The sequence below is a fragment of the Marinobacter sp. DSM 26671 genome, assembly GCF_900112835.1.
In the GTDB taxonomy this organism is placed as follows: domain Bacteria; phylum Pseudomonadota; class Gammaproteobacteria; order Pseudomonadales; family Oleiphilaceae; genus Marinobacter; species Marinobacter flavimaris.
Genome location: NZ_FONF01000008.1, coordinates 206,809 through 226,374 on the forward strand (window position 1 = coordinate 206,809; position 19,566 = coordinate 226,374).

Annotated in this window: 17 protein-coding genes and 2 rRNA genes; 8 read left to right on the forward strand and 11 right to left on the reverse strand. The window is 57.3% G+C overall.

Annotated features, from left to right (window positions below; genetic code table 11):
- Positions 1-3: 3 nt before the first annotated feature.
- The 9 genes from BM035_RS11415 to smrA all read right to left on the reverse strand — a co-directional run bounded on the left by BM035_RS11415 (position 4) and on the right by smrA (position 7,614).
- Complete coding sequence (locus BM035_RS11415; RefSeq protein WP_092031932.1) at positions 4-1,059, reverse strand: DUF3080 domain-containing protein; 1,056 nt, start codon at positions 1,057-1,059, stop codon at positions 4-6.
- Between the two features lie 36 nt (positions 1,060-1,095).
- Positions 1,096-1,788, reverse strand: a complete 693-nt coding sequence (gene mtnC, locus BM035_RS11420) for an acireductone synthase (RefSeq protein WP_053114902.1) — start codon at positions 1,786-1,788, stop codon at positions 1,096-1,098.
- A complete protein-coding gene (locus tag BM035_RS11425) occupies positions 1,785-2,345 on the reverse strand; it encodes a 1,2-dihydroxy-3-keto-5-methylthiopentene dioxygenase (RefSeq protein WP_008172914.1) in 561 nt (186 codons plus the stop codon). The genes mtnC and BM035_RS11425 overlap by 4 nt, the downstream gene beginning before the upstream one ends.
- Positions 2,342-2,968 (reverse strand): methylthioribulose 1-phosphate dehydratase, encoded by a 627-nt coding sequence (locus BM035_RS11430; protein WP_008172915.1) that lies wholly within the window; start codon positions 2,966-2,968, stop codon positions 2,342-2,344. The genes BM035_RS11425 and BM035_RS11430 overlap by 4 nt, the downstream gene beginning before the upstream one ends.
- Positions 2,969-3,017: 49 nt before the next feature.
- A complete protein-coding gene (locus tag BM035_RS11435; protein WP_227497803.1) occupies positions 3,018-4,013 on the reverse strand; it encodes an XdhC family protein in 996 nt (331 codons plus the stop codon).
- On the reverse strand, positions 4,006-6,210 hold the full coding sequence (locus tag BM035_RS11440) for a xanthine dehydrogenase family protein molybdopterin-binding subunit (protein WP_008172917.1): 2,205 nt from the start codon (positions 6,208-6,210) through the stop codon (positions 4,006-4,008). Before BM035_RS11440 ends, BM035_RS11435 begins: the two co-directional genes overlap by 8 nt.
- A gap of 1 nt (position 6,211) precedes the next feature.
- Positions 6,212-6,697, reverse strand: coding sequence for a (2Fe-2S)-binding protein (locus BM035_RS11445; protein ID WP_008172918.1), 486 nt, complete (start codon positions 6,695-6,697; stop codon positions 6,212-6,214).
- 80 nt (positions 6,698-6,777) lie between these two features.
- Positions 6,778-6,969, reverse strand: coding sequence for a membrane lipoprotein lipid attachment site-containing protein (locus BM035_RS11450; protein ID WP_008172919.1), 192 nt, complete (start codon positions 6,967-6,969; stop codon positions 6,778-6,780).
- A 63-nt stretch (positions 6,970-7,032) separates the two neighbouring features.
- Complete coding sequence (smrA, locus tag BM035_RS11455; RefSeq protein WP_008172920.1) at positions 7,033-7,614, reverse strand: DNA endonuclease SmrA; 582 nt, start codon at positions 7,612-7,614, stop codon at positions 7,033-7,035.
- A gap of 170 nt (positions 7,615-7,784) precedes the next feature.
- Here smrA and BM035_RS11460 point away from each other — a divergent pair, with 170 nt between their 5' ends.
- The 8 genes from BM035_RS11460 to BM035_RS11495 all read left to right on the forward strand — a co-directional run bounded on the left by BM035_RS11460 (position 7,785) and on the right by BM035_RS11495 (position 19,165).
- On the forward strand, positions 7,785-9,701 hold the full coding sequence (locus BM035_RS11460) for a putative nucleotidyltransferase substrate binding domain-containing protein (RefSeq protein WP_014576697.1): 1,917 nt from the start codon (positions 7,785-7,787) through the stop codon (positions 9,699-9,701).
- Between the two features lie 16 nt (positions 9,702-9,717).
- Positions 9,718-10,425 carry a 3'-5' exonuclease gene (locus BM035_RS11465; protein ID WP_008172922.1) on the forward strand — a complete coding sequence of 236 codons (708 nt, stop codon included), beginning with the start codon at positions 9,718-9,720 and terminating at the stop codon, positions 10,423-10,425.
- 213 nt (positions 10,426-10,638) lie between these two features.
- Positions 10,639-10,905, forward strand: coding sequence for a DUF4212 domain-containing protein (locus BM035_RS11470; RefSeq protein WP_008172923.1), 267 nt, complete (start codon positions 10,639-10,641; stop codon positions 10,903-10,905).
- Positions 10,906-10,911: 6 nt separating this feature from the next.
- A complete protein-coding gene (locus BM035_RS11475) occupies positions 10,912-12,678 on the forward strand; it encodes a sodium:solute symporter family protein (RefSeq protein ID WP_092031935.1) in 1,767 nt (588 codons plus the stop codon).
- Between the two features lie 97 nt (positions 12,679-12,775).
- Positions 12,776-13,282 (forward strand): hypothetical protein, encoded by a 507-nt coding sequence (locus BM035_RS11480; protein WP_014576695.1) that lies wholly within the window; start codon positions 12,776-12,778, stop codon positions 13,280-13,282.
- A gap of 53 nt (positions 13,283-13,335) precedes the next feature.
- A complete protein-coding gene (locus BM035_RS11485) occupies positions 13,336-16,854 on the forward strand; it encodes a hybrid sensor histidine kinase/response regulator (RefSeq protein WP_008172926.1) in 3,519 nt (1,172 codons plus the stop codon).
- Complete coding sequence (locus BM035_RS11490; RefSeq protein ID WP_092031938.1) at positions 16,851-18,488, forward strand: tetratricopeptide repeat-containing response regulator; 1,638 nt, start codon at positions 16,851-16,853, stop codon at positions 18,486-18,488. Before BM035_RS11485 ends, BM035_RS11490 begins: the two co-directional genes overlap by 4 nt.
- A complete protein-coding gene (locus BM035_RS11495; protein ID WP_008172928.1) occupies positions 18,485-19,165 on the forward strand; it encodes a sensor histidine kinase in 681 nt (226 codons plus the stop codon). Before BM035_RS11490 ends, BM035_RS11495 begins: the two co-directional genes overlap by 4 nt.
- Positions 19,166-19,232: 67 nt before the next feature.
- Here BM035_RS11495 and rrf read toward each other — a convergent pair.
- Both rrf and BM035_RS11505 read right to left on the reverse strand, forming a co-directional pair.
- Positions 19,233-19,347, reverse strand: a 5S ribosomal RNA gene (rrf, locus tag BM035_RS11500).
- A 99-nt stretch (positions 19,348-19,446) separates the two neighbouring features.
- A 23S ribosomal RNA gene (locus tag BM035_RS11505) occupies positions 19,447-19,566 on the reverse strand; the annotation flags it as partial.

Sequence of the window (19,566 nt, forward strand, 5' to 3'; positions counted from 1 at the left end):
GGGTCAGGCTCCCGGGCGCAATCCGCACTGGCCCAGTAATTCCTGCCAGGCTTTGGTGTGGGCCATCATGGCCACGTCCAGTTCCCGCCACAGGCTGGCCTCGGCGCTCTGTGAGAGATGCCGCTCATACCAGCCGGCGAAACTTTCTGGCATGACCGCCCGCTGCATTTCCGCCAACTGCTCGAACGGCTCGATGAGCGCCACCCGTCCCTGGGTCACAGTGCTCATATAGGGTTGGATCTTTTCGATATAAATACTGAAAAACATACTCTGAACAATATCCGACTGGTTGTTCGGCTGGCCGTTAATACACAGAGGCTTGCCTTCAATTCTCTGCCTGAGCAATGCCGTCCCGTCCTTCAGCCTTGCAGTCAGAAGAAGCGCGCTGTTGATCAACTGACCGGCGCGGTATTCTGCCTGCCAGCGCTGATGAACGTCGCCGGCAAAGTCGAGGGAAACCGCCAGATCTTCAGAGTACAAACGGGCCACTGCTGCGTTCAGGCTGTCGATATCAAGGGCGAGATCAGACACCGGATTGCCCTCTGGCGCGACGGGATAGTAGCCCTTGGCCAGGGTAAACAGCTTTTCGATTTCTTCGACGCCCCAGGTGGCATTCCAGATAGCAATGGGCAGGGATTCAAGCTTGCTCTCGATACCACCGACAAGCTCTTCGGCGAACTCCTCATCTTCTATATCCGGCAGACAGTCCCTGGCCGCTTCGATAAACCGGATTTCATAACGAAGGCGGTTCAGGGGCTGCATAACCCGCCCCATCACCGAGTTTTTCTCACCAACAACGTACTGGAGTTCACAGCCGTAGAGCGATAGAAAATCGAGCATTCCCATGTCCAGTTCGGGCATGGTCAGCACACGGTCACGGCGGCGGGGAAGCTGGCTGGCGGAGGGAATGTCAGAAAACTCGGGATCGGCTTCCAACACGCGGGCCACCCGCTCCACATACTCGTCCATCATGGGACGCGCATCCGAGAACGGGTCGCAACCGGCAATAAGCACGGCGAGAACCGGCGCAAAGATTCTGCAAATTCCGGTTCCGGGCATTCATTCCTCCTGCGATGGCGTTAAAAAGCCCTGGGCCTAGCGCTTTTGCAGCAGGGTATCGACCTCCGCAAAATCACTGGCAACGAAACGTTCGGTTTCCGGCAGATCTCCCTCGCGAACAAGCCAGGCAGTTTGCATGCCGGCTTCCTCGGCTGCCTCCAGTTCAGCTTCCACATCAGACAGGAACAGCACCGTGCAGGCCTCGACGCCCAACTCAGACAGAATATTCCGGTATGAAACGGTCTCTTTCTTGCCACCGATACGGGTATCGAAATAGCCCGAGAAAAACGGCGTAAAATCGCCTTCCGTGGTAAAACCGAAAATCAGCTTCTGGGCTTTCACCGAACCTGATGAATATACGAACAAACGCAGCCCCCGATCATGCCAGCGTTGAAGGTAGTCGGCTGCGTCAGCATAGATGTGACCTTTCAGCTCTCCCTGCTGATATCCCTGCTCCCAGACCATGCCCTGCAGCGTCTTAAGAGAGGTTTCCTTGCGGTCTTCCCTGATCCAGGTTTCAAGCACTTGGATCAGCCCTTCGACATCCTCACGCGCAACGCCTGAAACCTCGGCCACTGCGTCCAGTTGCTCAGACACAGCCGGGCTGTCCTGATGCTGTTCACGGACAAAACGCGGCAGGTGCTCGCTGGCATAGGGAAACAGGACATCGTGCACAAACGAAATAGAGCTGGTGGTGCCTTCGATATCCGTGAGCACAACCCGGATCATTCGGCCGCTCCTGCCAGCGCCTCATAGCGAGGCAGGCGACCGGCGATGTCTTCACCGGTAAAGTCCGCCACCCAGCCCTCGGGGTTGGTGAACAGGCGAATGCAGGTAAACGCAGGCTCCGGGCCCATATCAAACCAGTGACGAGTGCCATCGGGCACACTGATCAGATCGTTTTTCTGGCACAGCACGGCGAAAACCTCGTTGCCGAAGTGCAGGTAAAACAGACCCTGGCCACGGACAAAGAAACGAACTTCGTCTTCACTGTGGGTGTGCTCATCCAGGAACTTTTGCCGGAACGCGTCTTTCTGCGGATTGTCCGGGTTCAGGCTGATCACATCCGCGGTCTGAAAACCACATTCGTGCTTCAGTTTCGAGACTTCCTCGCTGTAGGCCTCAAGGATGTCTTCCTGGGAGGCGTCAGCCGGCAGATCTTTCGTTGGCCACTGCTCATAGCGCACACCGTGCCGGGCCAGAAGCTCCCGTATTTCTTCAGGATTCCCGGTCACTTTGCGTGCCTTTTCGGGCTGGCTCTGGTCGAAAATACTCAGGGTAGTCATGGGCGAACCCTCATGGTTTCAAGCTCACATTCAAACAGGAATTCAAAGGCCTCGACATGGCGCAGGCAATCGGCCATGGTTTTGCCCCAGGTGTACAGGCCATGGCCACGAATCAGGTAGCCTGGCTGTTCCGGATGCTCCCGGAACCATTCGCGAGTTTGCTCCGCCAACGCGTCGATGTCCTGGGTGTTGTCGAACACCGGAACCGTCAGGACTGATTCGTGGGTCTCAACGCCGGTAAACGCCTTCTGCAGCTCATAGCCTTCCAGCGCCAGTGGCTGGCCGGGCTCAAGCAGACGACTGAGCACCGTTGCCTTCACCGAGTGGGTGTGCAGAACCGCGCCCACCTCGGGAAAGACCTCATACAGCACCGTATGCAGCCTTGTTTCTGCAGAGGAGCGACAGTCGCTCTGTACCGGCCGGCCGGCCAGATCGACCACCATGACATCACCCGCCCCCAGCTGTCCCTTGTGACGGCCTGAAACAGTAATGGCGATGTGTTCGGCATCAATGCGGGCAGAATAGTTACTGCTGGTTGCGGGCGACCAACCCTGCTGGTACAGGAATCGACCGGCTTCCACAATCGCATCCGCGGCGACGGCGTATCGGGTTACATCAAACACGAGTTCTCTCCCGGGTTTCAGAGCGCTTGGGACACTCCCATGGGCGCCATTATAGGGACGAACCAGCTCCTCGCAAATGATGCCGTGCGGCAATCAGATCGGCGACAATGGAGACAGCAATTTCTGCCGGTGTCTTGCTCGGAATATCAACACCAATGGGAGCTCGCAGGCGTTCGAGTGCCTCTTTTTCAAGCCCCAGAGATGCCAATCGTTCCCGCCGGGCTTCCGAAGTTCTTTTCGACCCCATTGCGCCTATGTAAAAGGCACTGGAGTGAAGAGCTGCAAGCAACCCCATATCATCGACGCGCGGATCATGGGCGAGGGCCAGAATACCGGACCAGGCGTCGCCAAACTGTGTCGAAATCAGATCATCGGGCAGGCGCCGGTCCAGGGGAATCCCTTCAAAACTCCAGCCGTCGGCGAAGGCCTCCCTCGGCTCACAGAGGGTGACAGCAAAATCCGCCGCGGTCGCGAATTCAAAAACGTAACGGGCGACTTCGCCGGCACCGATCAGCAACAGCCGGCACTCGGGCTGCAAAGCATGAAGAAGCTGTTCACCGTCGAAGTGGACCGCGTTACCGGCCCGGGAGACAGAATGCTCCAGCGTCGCAGCCCCGTTTATCGGCACGCGACGAACCACCGATTCGCGATCGCGCAAGGCAGCCGCCAATGCCTGAACGTGATCGAGACCCACCTGGCCCCGGTAGGGTTCAATCAGAAGCCGTATCCGGCCACCGCAAGGCAGCTGGAAATGATCCCGGTCATCGTCGGTAATTCCATAATCAACGAAAACCGGATGGTCCGGCCCGTCTTCCGCTGTGCGCCGGAGCAGATCCTCTTCCAGACAGCCACCGGACACCGACCCGCTCCAATGACCGGATTCTGCAATCGCCAGCCAGGAGCCGACCGGACGCGGCGAGGAGCCCCAGGTGTCCACTATGGTGCAAAGCCAGGCTCTCTGGCCTTCCGCCAGCCAGCGAGACATTCTCTCTAATACGGTCTGGCGGCCAGTAGCGACCGAATAGGCAACGCTTGAATCAGGCATTGGCTCTCAATGGCAGGCTACGCTGCCGCTTTCCATTGAGCGCAAACAGCGCATTTCCCAAGGCCGGGATCACCGGCGGCACGCCCGGCTCGCCGACTCCAGTCGGCGACTCGCTGCTTGCAACAATATCCACCAGTACCTCAGGACGCTCGTACTGCCTCATTAGGGGATAGTCGTGGAAGTTGCTCTGCTGGACCTCGCCATTCTCCAGCGTGATTTCTCCATAAAGTGCCGCGGTCAGCCCAAACAGGATACCGCCCTCGATCTGGTCCTCCACGATACGGGGGTTTACGACCTGGCCACAGTCCACCGAGCAGGTGACCTTGTATACCCGGATCGCACCATTCTCGATTCCGGCTTCCACCACCTGGGCAACGTACGTTCCGAAACTCCGGAACAGGGCGAGCCCCCGGGCCCGACCCTCTGGCACCGGCGACTGCCAGTCGGCCAGCCTGACAACCCGGTCAAGCACTTCAAGGTGCCTCGGCTCGTGGCCAATCAGGCGACGACGGAACTGGTATGGATCCTCACCTGCCTCATGGGCAAGTTCGTCCATGAAGGTTTCGACGGCAAACCCGTTGTGGGAGAAACCTACCGAACGCCACCAGGTAATCGGAATGCCGGGATCGGTGTGGGTATGACGGATATCAACGTTGGACACCCGGTACGGATACTCGATGGCACCCTCGATTGCGGAGAAATCCTTCGGCGTCGCAATGCCTTCGGCCATCAGGCCGACACTGCCCAAAGTGTCGTACATGAATTTTGGCGCCCAGGGATACTGGGCAGGGGCCGCATTGCGGACATACCAGTCCAGGATCTGAGGACCAACAATCTGGTGATGCCAGCCCGTCAGCTCAGCACCAGACAGGCTGGCTTTCATACGGTGCAGCATGGCCGGGCGATAAAGATCGTGGCGGGTGTCCTCTTCACGGGACCAGATGACCTTAACCGGCCGTCCGACCCGGTAGGCCACTGCCGCCGCCTCTTCGATATAGTCCTGAGTCAGTCGACGGCCAAAACCGCCGCCGAGAAAGGTCGTATTGATAGTGATATCGTCGGGGCCAAGATTGGTCACCCGGGCTGCTGCAATCCGGCCAAGGTCCGGCGCCTGTGTAGGGGCCCACACTTCCATGCCGTCCTCTCGGTACCAGGCCGTGGCATTCATGGGCTCCAATGTCGCGTGGGCCAGGTAGGGCTGGGCATATTCCGCTTCCACTACCCGGTCGCCCTCCTCCATGGCACTGGCAAAACTGCCCTCACTACGCTCGGACTCTCCGGGATCGTCATCGGCGGCGGCGCGGTAGGAGTCGAACACGTCGCCCGTAGACAGAGACACGGCATCCGAAAAATCCCAGTCTATCTTGAGCGCGTCCTGAGCCTTCCGGGCACGCCAGTATTTGTCGGCAACAACGGCCACGCCACGCTCGATCTCAAATACATCAAGCACACCCGTCATTGCACGGACCTGATCAGCGTTGAAGTCCCGGACCCGGCCGCCGCTCCGGGGAGGCCGTGAAACAACGCCGTACACCATGTCCGGAAGATCGACATCAATCCCGTAAACTGCGGTTCCCGTGGACTTCGCCCGGGCATCGAGTTTGCCTCGCTGCTTGCCAATGTATTTCCATTCGCTCTGCGGCTTGAGCGCTATGTCACCACGCAGCACTTCTTTGGCGGCCAACTCAACCAACTGGCCATAGGCCATGGAGTCGATACCGTTCGGGTGCACCACCCTGCCTTCACTGGCGCGACATTCGGTTGCTTCGACGTTCCATACACGTGCTGCCGCCATAACCAGCATTTGCCGGGCTTCCGCTCCGGCCGTTCGAAGCGGCTCCCAACTGGTCGCAACACTGGTGCTACCGCCTGTCAGTTGCAGCTTGTACAGAGGATTTCGATACTCCGGCGCCACCGGTGCAAAGCGTGGGGTGATCCGCTCCGGCTGGATTTCCAGCTCTTCGGCAATCAAAGTGGTCAAGCCGGTGTAGGTGCCTTGCCCCATTTCGACCCGGGCCAGGGTGAAGAAGACTTCATCATCGGCAGTCAGTTCCAGCCAGGCATCGGGACGCCATTCGCCCGTGTCCGACTCATACCCCGTCTGGATTCCCGCGCAGCCCGGCAACGTTATTGAAACCATGAGGCTGCCGGAGGCACCGGCACTGACCTTGAGGAAATTTCGTCGATTCATCGCCATGTTATGCGCCCCCCCCCTGAGCGCCGTCTGACGTATCAGCGACGACGGATTCCACGGCTGCAATGATCCGCGAGTAGGTGCCGCATCGGCAAAGATTGCCTGTCATGGCCGCGACAATTTCCTCACGTGAAGGCGCCGGATTGCTGGCCAGAAGGTGGGCCGCACTCATGATCTGGCCCGACTGGCAGTAGCCGCATTGAGGAACGCCGTGTTCTATCCAGGCATCCTGCAGTGCATGAAGACGACTTCCCTCCCCCAGGCCTTCAATCGTAACCACATCACCACCCGCGGCCATTTCGACCGGTGTCGAGCAGGAGCGCACAGGCTGCCCGTTCAGGTGAACTGTGCAGGCACCACAGAGGCCCGCGCCGCAACCGAATTTAGTTCCCTTGAGCCCCAGCTCATCACGCAATACCCATAGAAGAGGCGTATCCCCTTCAATGTTCAGCGACCGCTCGTCGCCATTGACTGTCAGGCTCACGGCCATCCCAACCCTCTCCTTTACCTGCATCCGGTGTTGTTTCCGGATTTATTATTGTCGCTACCCCTATGGCAGATACCAGAGTCCTATCTGACGACTTCTTCGCCATCCTTGTTAACCCAGATCTTGCGTTCGCCGGACTCCATCTTGCCGTTTGAGTCCCAGACCTCCCGATCCGTTGTGGCCTCTTCAACCTTGCCGTTGTCGTTCCAGATAACTCGATCCTTACAGCCCGCCAGTGCCAGTACGGCGAATACAACCAATACAGCTTTTTTCACGACGATAACCTCCGTTCAGCCGCCACCGCGGCTCTTATTAAGGAATACCTGGGATTGGCAGCCCTAACGGCTGCCGTGGAGTTCACGATTATGCTGCTTATCCCGGTCACTCTTTCGCACCATGACATAAACAGCCCCCGTACCACCATGGTGTTTCTGGGCCGAATGAAAGGCCAGGACATCGTCCAGCTCCGGCAACCATTTGGCGAGGTAGCTTTTCAACTGGGCGATACCATCAGGATTACGCTCGCCCTTGCCATGAAGAATGATGACCGACCGCAGGCCATAGCGCACGCAATCACCGATGAACCTGAAGACTTCGCGACGGGACTGCTCAACGGTCATACGGTGCAGATCAAGGCGCGCTTCGATCGGATACTGGCCCAGCCGGAGCTTTCGAAATACGCCGTGCTGGATGCCTGGCCGCTGCCAGCTCAGGATATCGTGGGCCGTAAGCGGCTCTACCATGTCGGAAGTCAGGGGATTGGTGTCCCGCGCGGGCTTTTCAACAGCCGCCCGCTGACGTTCCAGATGACCTGGCGTCAGTTCCCGGGGCGTTGTCACCTCGGCCCGGTTGGGCTTGCGGATACGCCGGACGTCTTTCATTTCCTCAAGGAAGCTGAGGCGCTCTTCTTTGGTAGTCATGGCGTTACAATTAATGACCTGTTTCAGAGACCGACTTTACCACCCGGGTAACCGGCCTTAAAGAAAACTGATCTATGTCAGACTTATTGCGACCAAAATCGTAGGGCAACAGATGCTTTGGCTACACTACACTTCAGACGGACAATAATAACCAGCGAGTGACGACGGACATGGCCTCAGCGCACCAGGAAAATGACCGCCCGCAGAACATCCGCGCCATCATGACGTTTTTGCGGGAACACGCGCCTTTCTCCAGCATGGATGACTCCCATCTTGCGCATTTCGCGGAGAACGCCTCCATCCAGTTCTACGCCGATGGCGATATCGTGCTGTCTCCGGATCAGGATGTCGTTAAACGATTTTACGTGGTCAAACAGGGGCGGATTCGTGGCGAGCGCCACAACGACAAAGAAGACCGCACGGAAACGACCTTCGAAATCAGCCAGGGCGAGTGCTTTCCCCTCGCCGCCATGATCGGCGAACGGCCAACCAGAACCCTGCATCGGGCAGACGGCGACACCTTCTGCCTCAGCATCGGGCAGACAGCGTTCGTTACACTCTTTGCTGAAAGCGAACCTTTCCGGGATTTTTGCCTGCGGGGCGTCAGCAGCCTGCTCGATCAGGTGAACCGGCGCATACAGTCAAGTGCCATGGCCTCAATCGGGTCCAGCACGTCCCTCGATACGCCACTTGAACGCTATGCCCTGCGCAATCCGATTGTCTGCTCGCCCGATCTGCCGGTGCGTAAAGCCGTGGCCCGAATGCACGAAAACAACGTCGGCAGCATTATCGTTACCGATGAAAACCGTATCCCGACCGGCATTTTCACACTGCGGGACCTTCGCACCATGATCGCCGAGGGCACCGGCCCCCTGGATACACCCATACAGCAGGTAATGACCAAGAATCCCTGCTGCCTTCCCTCACATGCGGATGCGTTCGAAGCTGCCATGCTGATGGCGGAGCATCATTTTGCGCATCTTTGCGTCATCGACGATGACCGTAAACTGATTGGCGTGGTTTCGGAACGAGACCTGTTCTCCCTGCAGCGCGTGGACCTGGTAAACCTTGCCCGCACCATTGGCACGGCCACCCACCTGCGCACCCTGGTCAGCCTGCGAACAGACGTATCACGCCTGGTGGATGCAATGCTCGCCCACGGCGCCGACTCCGGCCAGGTGGTCAAGATCATCACCACGCTCAATGATGTAACCGTCCGACGGGTCCTGGAACTGAACATCAAGAAGAACGACCCGGGCATTCCCTTCACCTGGCTGACGTTTGGCAGCGAGGGCCGCCAGGAGCAGACCCTGCTGACCGACCAGGACAACGGCATACTGTTCCAGACGCCGGAAGGGATGACCGCCGAACAGGTCCGGGAAAAGCTGTTGCCCTTTGCGCGAAAGGTAAACGACGAACTGGCCGAATGCGGCTTCACCCTGTGCAAGGGCAACATCATGGCCAGCAACCCGAAACTCTGCTTGAGTGACAAGGAGTGGGACGACTGGTTTATCCGGTTCATTGATGCCTCCACGCCCCAGAACCTGGTGTATTCCTCAATTTTTCTTGATATGAGGGCTATCTACGGTCCAACCGAGCCGCTGAACGATCTTCTGGACAAGATCCTCACGCGGATCCGGAAAAACGCCCTGTTCCAGAAAATGCTTGCCGGGAACGCGTTTCAGCGGAAGCCGCCGCTCACCATGTTCCGCAATTTCCGCTATATATCCGAGGGCAACAAGCACTCACTGGACCTCAAGCGTCAGGGCCTGGCGCCGTTTGTTGAGGCAGTGCGGGTTTTCGCCCTGGCGAATGGCGTTGAGACAGCGAACACGCTGGAGCGCATGGATGAGCTGGCGAAAAAGGGCGTCTTCGATCCGAAAGATGCCAACGCCTGGAAGGAAGGTTATAGCCTGATCCAGGCGATCCGCATGCGGGCCCACCAGGAAATGCTGGCAAAGGGAGAGGAGCTCACCAACTACATCGATCCCGACGATCTGAACCCACTCGACCGTCGAATCCTGCGGGAATCTTTCAGGCAGGCGCAGCGGTTGCAACAGAAACTCGAAGTTACCTACCAACTCTGACCTTCAGGCGCGAGACATGCTGGAACAGATCAAACAATGGATTGAGCATCGCCGGGGCGGAAAAATCGGCAGCCACGATCCTGGCAATCTGCCCAACCCGAAAACGCCGGGAGAACAGTTGCTTACGGACTGCCGTCTGATCGTGCTGGATCTTGAAACCACGGGACTGAACCCCTCCAAGGACGAGGTGATCGCTATCGGGGCCGTCGCCATCCGCGGCGGCATTATCCATCTGGGCGACCAGTTCGACCTGATCCTCAGGCGTCCGGAGCTCGACATCCGCGAAACCGTGCTCATTCACGGGATCGGGCCCGAGGCGCTGACCCAGGGGCACGAAATCGAGGATGCCCTTCTCTATCTTCTTGAGTGGATGAACGGCGACCCGATCCTGGCCTACCACTCGGCGTTCGATCAGAAATTTCTGGAAAAGACCCTGAAGGCGCAGCTTGGCTATACCCAGCCTCATACCTGGATGGACGTGGCCGACTTGATGCCTGCATTTTTTCCAAACACCAAGACCGGTGGCAAAGGACTCGACAACTGGGCCGATTATTTCGGCCTTGAAGTCAGCGAACGTCACCACGCCGCTTCCGATGCTCTCGCTACAGCCGAACTTACCCTGGTCGCACTTAATAAGGCGCGGTCGGAAGGGGTAAAAACTCTCAAAGGGCTTTACGACAAGCTCCATTACCATCGGCGCCTGCAAAACATGCATCGTTTCTGAATCGATGCCTGGCGGAACATCGCATTTATAGACCGACGTCACGCCAAATTACTGAGAATTAGACCTTTTGCCAATATCTATAAATCGCTTGACCAGTAAAGTCAGTAGGGACAACTAGTCGGAGAAGTACTTATATGAATAATAAATTCTCTAACAGAAGTGCCTCACCAAAAACCCACCCAACCTCCACAACAACAAAACAGGAGTGATCCTATGTCAGCAGGTCATAGCTACGATGCTGAAGCGTACTGGAAGGCGAATCTGCGCCTGATATTCGGGAGCCTGATAGTCTGGGCCCTGGTATCTTACGGCTTTGCAATTCTGCTCCGTCCGATGCTTGCCGGTATTCCGATTGGTGGTACTGATCTGGGCTTCTGGTTTGCCCAGCAAGGTTCCATCCTCACGTTCATCGCTCTGATCTTCCACTACGCGTGGCGCATGAACAAGATCGATGAAAAATTCGGCGTGCACGAGGAGTAAGAACGAATGAGCCAATTTGCCATTAACATCATTTTCGTAGGGGGCTCATTCCTCCTCTACATCGCAATTGCTATCTGGGCCAAGGCCGGAAGCACGAGTGACTTCTACGTTGCCGGCGGCGGTGTTCATCCGATCACCAACGGCGCAGCAATCGGCGCCGACTGGATGTCCGCGGCATCGTTTATCTCCATGGCAGGTCTGATTGCTGCCGGTGGCTACGCCAACTCCACCTTCCTTATGGGCTGGACTGGCGGTTACGTTCTGCTGGCCATGCTGCTGGCTCCGTACCTGCGGAAGTTTGGCAAGTTTACGGTTCCCGAGTTTATCGGCGACCGTTTCTACAGCAAGAATGCCCGCCTCGTAGCGGTTATCTGCCTGATCGTAGCGTCTGTTACCTACGTTATCGGCCAGATGGCTGGTGCTGGTGTTGCCTTCTCCCGCTTCCTGGAAGTTGATTCCACCGTTGGCCTCATGATCGCGGCTGTCGTGGTCTTCATCTACGCAGTTATGGGTGGCATGAAGGGTATCACCTACACCCAGGTGGCACAGTACTGCGTGCTGATCATTGCCTACACCATTCCTGCTGTGTTCATCTCTCTGCAGCTGACCGGTAACCCGATTCCAGGTCTGGGTCTGTTCTCGACTCACGTGGATTCCGGCATGCCGATCCTCAGCAAGCTGAACCAGGTTATCACCGACCTCGGCTTCAATGAGTACACCGCCGATATCGACAACAAACTGAACATGGTTCTGTTTACCCTGTCGCTGATGATCGGTACTGCAGGCCTGCCACACGTTATCATCCGCTTCTTCACCGTACCCAAGGTGGCTGACGCACGCTGGTCCGCAGGCTGGGCTCTGGTATTCATCGCCCTGCTGTACCTGACTGCGCCGGCGGTTGCTTCCATGGCTCGCTTGAACCTGATGACCACCATCTACCCGGACGGCACCTCAGCGGAGCCCATCCAGTACGATGAGCGTCCGAACTGGATCAAGGAGTGGGAAGTAACTGGTCTTATCCAGTTCACCGACAAGAACGAAGACGGCCGTATCCAGCTTTACAACGACAGCGAAGCCTTCGCGCCTACGGCTGAAGCCCGCGGCTGGAACGGCAATGAGCTGGTCGTTAACCGGGATATCCTGGTACTGGCCAACCCGGAAATCGCCAACCTGCCAGGCTGGGTCATCGGTCTGATCGCAGCGGGTGGTCTCGCAGCAGCACTGTCCACAGCGGCCGGTCTGTTGCTGGCGATCTCCTCGGCGGTCAGTCACGACCTGATCAAGGGTTCCATTAATCCGGCGATTTCGGAGAAAGGCGAGCTGCTCGCAGCACGGATATCGATGGCCGTTGCGATCGTTGTTGCCACCTACCTTGGGGCAAACCCTCCAGGCTTTGCGGCACAGGTCGTTGCCCTGGCCTTCGGTATCGCGGCAGCATCCCTGTTCCCGGCGCTGATGATGGGCATCTTCTCCAAGCGCGTGAACAATACCGGTGCCATCGCTGGTATGCTGAGCGGTCTGACGTTCACCCTGGTATACATCTTCGTGTACAAGGGCTGGCTGTTCATCCCGGGTACAGCTAACCTGCCAGACACTCCTGAAAACTGGGTGCTGGGCATCTCCCCGCTGTCAATCGGCGCGGTTGGTGCAATCGTCAACTTTGCGGTAGCCTTCATTGTATCCAACGCAACTGAAGAACCGCCCGTTGAGATTCAGGAACTGGTTGAAAGCGTCCGTTACCCACGTGGTGCCGGTCAGGCTCAAGACCACTAAGCAACATCTCAGCCTGATTTGTTCGATGAACTGACAGGTTGATACTGAACGGGCTTCCTCAATGAGGAAGCCCGTTCTTTTTTGAGGAAGTCATAATATGTTCTGGACATTTGTCGCTACTGTAGTTTGCGGCCTTGGCGCTGCTGGTATTGCACTGGGTATTCGCGCCGCCACTCGAAACAAAGCCCCGAAGTGGATCATCCCCGTTTTTGCCGGCGCGGGCATGCTCGGCTATCTCATTTACATGGAATACACCTGGTTCGACCAGAAAGAAGCACGTCTGCCGGACGAAGCGGTGGTTGTGAGCACCGAATCCGACGGCATCCTGTGGCGCCCATGGACCTTCGTGCTCCCTTACGTCACCGCATTTTCCACGGTCGACACCAAAAGTATCAGCCGTGATACCAGCAGCGAAGACATCGTCCGGTTTACCCTCTATCGCTTCGAGCAGAAGATGACAGACGCGGTTTCTCATCGCGTTCACATCATTAACTGTGCGACCCGGGAACTGGTACCTCTGGGATCTGACGGAAGCCCGCGAGTGGATAACCTTAAACTGCTCGAGCCCGGAGACCCCCTGTATGAAACCGTCTGCGCCGAGTGATAACTCGTTAGCGTGATGCACCAACCTGCTGATACTGTCGGGAACGCGTAACCATGATTAGTGCCTGGCTGCTGGTCCTCATTTCCATCACCTACATCTCGATCCTGTTCGTGATCGCCTGGGCCGGCGACAAACACCCCGGGTTATATCGCAGGCGCCTGGCACGCACGCACATATACGCACTCTCCCTGGCAGTCTACTTCACCTCCTGGACTTTCTACGGCGCCGTTGGACGCGCCACCCAGGAGGGTCTGGGGTTTCTCCCCATCTACCTCGGGCCCTTGCTGGTCTTCGTGTTCGGTGCGCCCTTGCTGCGCCGGATCATCTATATCAGCAAGCGCAATAACAGTACCTCCATTGCCGACTTCATCGCCTCCCGGTATGGCAAATCCCAGCTCCTGGCCGCAATGATTGCAACCTTTGCCCTGATCGGCAGTGTTCCCTACATTGCGTTGCAACTGAAAGCCATTGCAATGGGCTTCAACGTGCTCTCGGCTACCGGAACAGGCTATGAAGAGCTGAGCACGGCGGCCTGGAGTGACTCCGCGTGGTACATCACCCTTGCCCTGGCGGTCTTTACCGTTCTGTTCGGTACCCGACACCTGGAATCCACCGAGCATCATCGGGGCATGATCCAGGCCGTGGCCTTCGAATCACTGATCAAGCTCGTGGCTTTCGTCGCTGTGGGGCTGTTCGTTGGCTACGGGCTCTATGGCGGGTTTGGCGATCTGTTTGAACGGGCTCGGGACGCCGACCTGATCGGCACCCTGACCACCGATGGTATCGAAGCGCCGGCATTCATTACCCAGACACTCATTGCCATGCTCGCGATCATCTGCCTGCCCCGGCAATTTCATGTCATGGTGGTTGAAAATACCGATCATCGGGACTTCGAGATTGCCCGCTGGGCTATGCCGATCTACCTGATCGTAGCCAGCGCCTTTGTGCTTCCTATTGCCGCTGCGGGCCTGCTGTCGCCCGAGGCCTCTGCTGGAAATCCTGACATCCTGATACTGCAGCTGCCGATCATGGCAGGCGAGGAATGGCTGGCCATACTGGCGTTCCTCGGTGGCGGGTCAGCGGCTGCAGCCATGGTAATCGTGTGCTCAGTGGCGATTGCCACCATGGTCAGCAACGAGATCATCATGCCGGCCCTGCTGAAATTTTTCCGACCGGGCATGAACCGGCGCACGGACCTCAGCTACCTGCTCCTGAGTATCCGCCGGGTCGCTATCTTTGTGGTGCTGCTCACCGCCTATGGTTTTTATCGGATGGCCGGCGAAGACTACAGCCTGACGGCCTTCGGCCTGCTGTCATTTGCGGCAGCGGCGCAGTTCGGGCCGGCGCTGGTAGGCGGCATTATCTGGCGCCGGGGCAATTACATGGGCGCCGTCTGGGGCCTTGGCCTTGGTTTCCTGATGTGGTGTTACACCCTGCTACTGCCGGCACTGGCCACCACCGGTTGGGTCAACGACACACTGATTGAGCAGGGAATCTGGGGACTGAACTGGACGCGCCCCACTGCCCTGTTCGGGTCCGAGCTGGACCAGACCAGTCACGGCATTATCTGGAGCCTCGGCATCAACACTTTGGTGTACATCGTACTTTCGATGCTGACCCGTCAACGTGTCCGAGAGAAGATCCAGATTGCCTCCTTCTTCCACGATCCGCAGCCCAAAGCGGAGACCGCGCAGCATCAGAGCTGGCAGGGCGAAATACTGACATCCGACCTCCAGGCGCTAACCGACCGGTTCATGGGTGAAGAACGCTCGGAAACCATTTTCCGGAATTACGAACGCCGCAACGCCATCCGTTTGCACCCGCACCGCCCGGCATCGGCGCACCTGATGAAATACATCGAGCGCCAACTGGCCTCGGTGATCGGCGCCTCCACCGCCAGGGTGGTCCTGGAATCGACCCTCACCGGCCGGGACATGCAGATCGAGGATGTGGTCAGCATCGTCGACGAAGCGTCCCAGGCCATGACCTTCAGCCGGGAGTTGCTCCAGTCAGCGATTGAAAATATCAGTCTGGGCGTGTCTGTGGTTAACCACCAGCAGCAACTGGTGGTCTGGAACCACCGATATCTGGAACTGTTCACCTACCCGAAGGGCTTCGTCAGGGTCGGTCGGCCTGTTGAAGATCTGATGCGCTATAACCTTACCAATGCCAATCTATCTGCCCGCCGGATTGATGAGATCGTCGTCGATCGCTGCACGAGCATGCGGGAGGGACGGCCGATGTCCTACGAGCGCCAGAGACCGGATGGTACGGTGTTACGCATCGATGGCAGCCCGATACCTGGTGGTGGCTATGTCACCACGTTCCAGGACATCACGGCCATGCGCAGAACCGAGCAGGCCCTCAAGGAGACCAACATCTACCTCGAGCAGCGGGTCAAGGAGCGCACCCAGGAGCTTCAGGTCATCAATGAGCAGATGCTGAAGGCCAAATCGGTGGCAGAACAGGCGAACCAGAGCAAGACACGCTTCCTAGCCTCTGCCAGCCACGACCTTCTCCAGCCCCTGAACGCAGCCAGACTGTTTACCTCTGCTCTCGCCGGGAAAGCAGATGACGGCGAGATGAAAGATCTCGTGGACCACATCGACAGCTCTCTCGGGGCTGCCGAGGAAATCATCAGCACCCTGCTGGATATTTCAAAGCTGGACGCGGGTGCGTTGGAGCCCGATATCGGGGTCTTCCCCGTGAACGAGATCATGCGCCACCTGGCAACCGACTTTTCAGCAATCGCCAAGGACCAGAACCTGGAGCTGCACGTTGTGCCCAGCACGGCCTGGATCCGATCCGATTCCAAATTGCTGCGTCGTGTGGTCCAGAATTTCCTGTCCAACGCCATACGTTACACGCCGGAAGGCAAGATTCTGCTCGGGTGCCGGCGTCTGAAAGGCTATATTCGTATAGAAGTCTGGGATACCGGTCCCGGTATACCCGAGGACCAGCTGGCACACATTTTCGAGGAATTTCGTCGGTTTCAGCATGGCCGGGATAAAAAGGGCCTGGGGCTCGGTCTCGCCATCGTTGACCGTATCAGCGGCATGCTGAACCACCCGGTCAGCGTCCATTCCGTCCAGGGCCGAGGCAGTGTCTTCGGTATCACCGTGCCAACAGCGGCTCCGGAACAGAACGAGACCACCGCTGCCAAGCCCGCATCGGGCTCACGCAGGGTATCCAACCTCGGAGGCCTGCATTTCCTGTGCATCGATAACGATCCGGCTATCCTGCAGGGCATGGTCGCGTTGCTTGGGAACTGGAAATGTGACGTAACGGCCGCCGAAAGCCTGGAAGACGCCATGGAAAAACTGGAAGGGAATCGGCCTGATATTATACTTGCCGATTATCAGCTGGATGATAACAAGAACGGCCTCGATGCCATGGACAGCATTCGCGGTGCTCTTAATGCCAACATCCCGGGCATACTCATCACCGGTTATATGGCGCCTGAAGTTCGGGAGGATGCCATCAACCGGGGCTACCAGATTCTCTACAAACCGGTGAAACCGGCTGCACTGAGGGCACTGGTTAACAAGCTACTGAAACAGAAGCGCTCATGACCGACACCAAAGCGGACGCCAATCCTTTCGGCAAACTCAACTATCTCGTCATCGATGACTTCGAAAATTTCCGGTTGTCCATTCGCCAGATGTTGCGCAGTTGTGGCGCTGACTCTATCGAGCTGGTCTCCAATGCCAGTCAGGCCATCCAGCACTGTACCTACAATCACGTGGATGTCGTGTTGTGCGACTTCAACCTGGGAGAGGGCAAGAATGGCCAGCATATCCTCGAGGACCTCCGGTATAAAAAATTACTGAAGCGCTCATCCCTGTTCCTCATGGTAACAGCGGAGACTTCCAAGGAAATGGTCATGGGGGCGAGGGAGTACCAGCCCGATGCCTATCTGACCAAGCCCATCAACCGGGCTGTACTCGAGAAACGTCTTAGCGCCCTGATCAGCCAGCGCAACACACTCATGCCCATCAATCGGGAAATCGACCGGGAAAACTACCCGGAAGCCATTTCGCTCTGTCTCCAAATGCTGCCCCGGCAGCCACGTTACAAGACCTGGTTAATGAAAACCCTGGGCGACCTGTATTTCCAGCTCGGGGACCTGGCCCACGCGCTCAAAACCTTCGATGACGTTCTTGCGCAACGGGAATTGTCCTGGGCAAGGCTCGGACGCTGCAAAGTCCTGCTCTCCAATCGAAGCTTCGACCAGGCGGTAGACGGCCTGCGAGAGCTTATTGCAAATCATCCGGACTATATGGAGGCCTATGACCTTCTGGCAGAGGGGTTCGAACGGCAGGGCCGGCCGACACAGGCACAGCAGGTACTGGAGAAAGCCATAGAGCATTCCCCCAATGCCCTACTTCGGCAAAAGCATCTGGCACAGCTGGCCGGCTCCAACCAGGATCTCGACACATCATCCGAGGCCTGGCAGCGCACAGTAGAGCTTGGCACCCACTCGATTCACGACAATTCAGAGCATTACCTCGCCTTGGGCCAGGCACTTTCCGACCTCAGCGAGGGCAATCTTGAAGAAGAAGGCAAAGAAAAAGCCAGGGAAGCACTGACCGTTCTCAAGAAGATGGAAAAAAGATTCGAGGCTGAGGAAGGTATCAATCTGCGGAGCCAGATCGTCCAGTGCCGGGTTTATGCGGGACAGGGTCAGGATAAAGAGGCGACCAAAATCCTCGAGAAGATCAGACCGGAAATCGACAATGCTGCAGCCCTGGATGCCGCAACGGGTCTTGATTACGCCAAGACCCTGTTTCGACTCGGACATGAAAGCGACGCCAAAGCGCTGTTACGAGAGATGTCAGAGCGGTTCAGCAACGAGCCTGACATACTTCAGAAGATTGAAAGCCTCCTTGATGAGCCCGTAGGGTTCCGGCAGAAAATCAAAGCCCGAACCCTCAACCGGGATGGCATAAAAGCGTTCGAAGCCGGGAACCTGCAAGAAGCCGCGGAGATCTTTTCAAAGGCTCTGGAAATCGTCCCGGACCACGCCGCCCTGAACCTTAACCTGGTTCAGGTGCTGATGAAAGAGAATGACAACAGTCCCGGTGACGCTGAGCTCCTCAAACGCTGCCAGACTTGCCTGGATCGCCTGGCAGGACTGCCGGAGCAACACCGCCAACATCGGCGCTATATCGCCTTACAACGAAAACTGAAGGGGCTGATGGTATGAAAGACCAGAATATCGATTTTTCCATGGTGCTTGCCTCAGCCGTTCACGATATGAAGAACTCGCTTGGCATGCTCCTTAATTCCCTCGACGAGCTTCGCAGCGAGCACGAGGAAAGCCTCGGGGAATCTTCCCGCTTCAATACCTTGCAGTACGAAGCCGAACGGATGCACAACGATCTGGTGCAACTCCTTGGTATCTACCGGCTTGGCGAGAACAACCTCTCGGCACACATTGAGGAGCACTTTGTGCCGGATTTCCTCTCGGAACACCTGGCCAGACACAACCCTCTTCTGCAAGGGCTCGGCATTGATGTTTCCGTGGACGCTGAGGACATAAACGGCTTTTTCGACGAGGATCTGTTGACCGGTGTACTCAATAACACCATCAACAATGCCATCCGCTATACCCGCAGCAGAATCCGGCTTACCGCTGGTGAGAGAGACGGTTATCTGGTGATCGGTGTTGAAGACGATGGCAAGGGCTATCCCGACAGCATGCAGCACACGGGAACACTCAACTTCAAATCCCTTGATTTCAAGAGTGGCAGTACCAGCCTCGGGCTGTTCTTCGCCTCATCCGTTGCCAGACTGCACAGTGAGGGAAAGCGAAGTGGGTCGATAAAACTCCACAACGGTGGAAGCCTCGGTGGTGGTGTGTTTGAGATCTGGCTGCCCTGATCCAGGTCTTTTCTGAAGGCAATAAAAAACCCCAGCATCGAGGATGCTGGGGTTTTTGGTATTAGGAGCCTGACGATGACCTACTCTCACATGGGCAACGCCACACTACCATCGGCGCTGGTCTGTTTCACTTCTGAGTTCGGGATGGGATCAGGTGGTTCCAGACCGCTATGGTCGTCAGGCAAAACGGTTGATCACTGGGGGACGAGAAGGAACTGAGTGATGTTGATTTCGTTTGAGCGGTTAGGCTCTGCGTTATCCGCAATTGTCTTGGGTGTTATATAGTCAAGCCGCACGAGCAATTAGTATCGGTTAGCTCAACGCCTCGCAGCGCTTACACACCCGACCTATCAACGTCCTGGTCTTGAACGGCTCTTCAGGGACCTCAAGGGTCCAGGGAG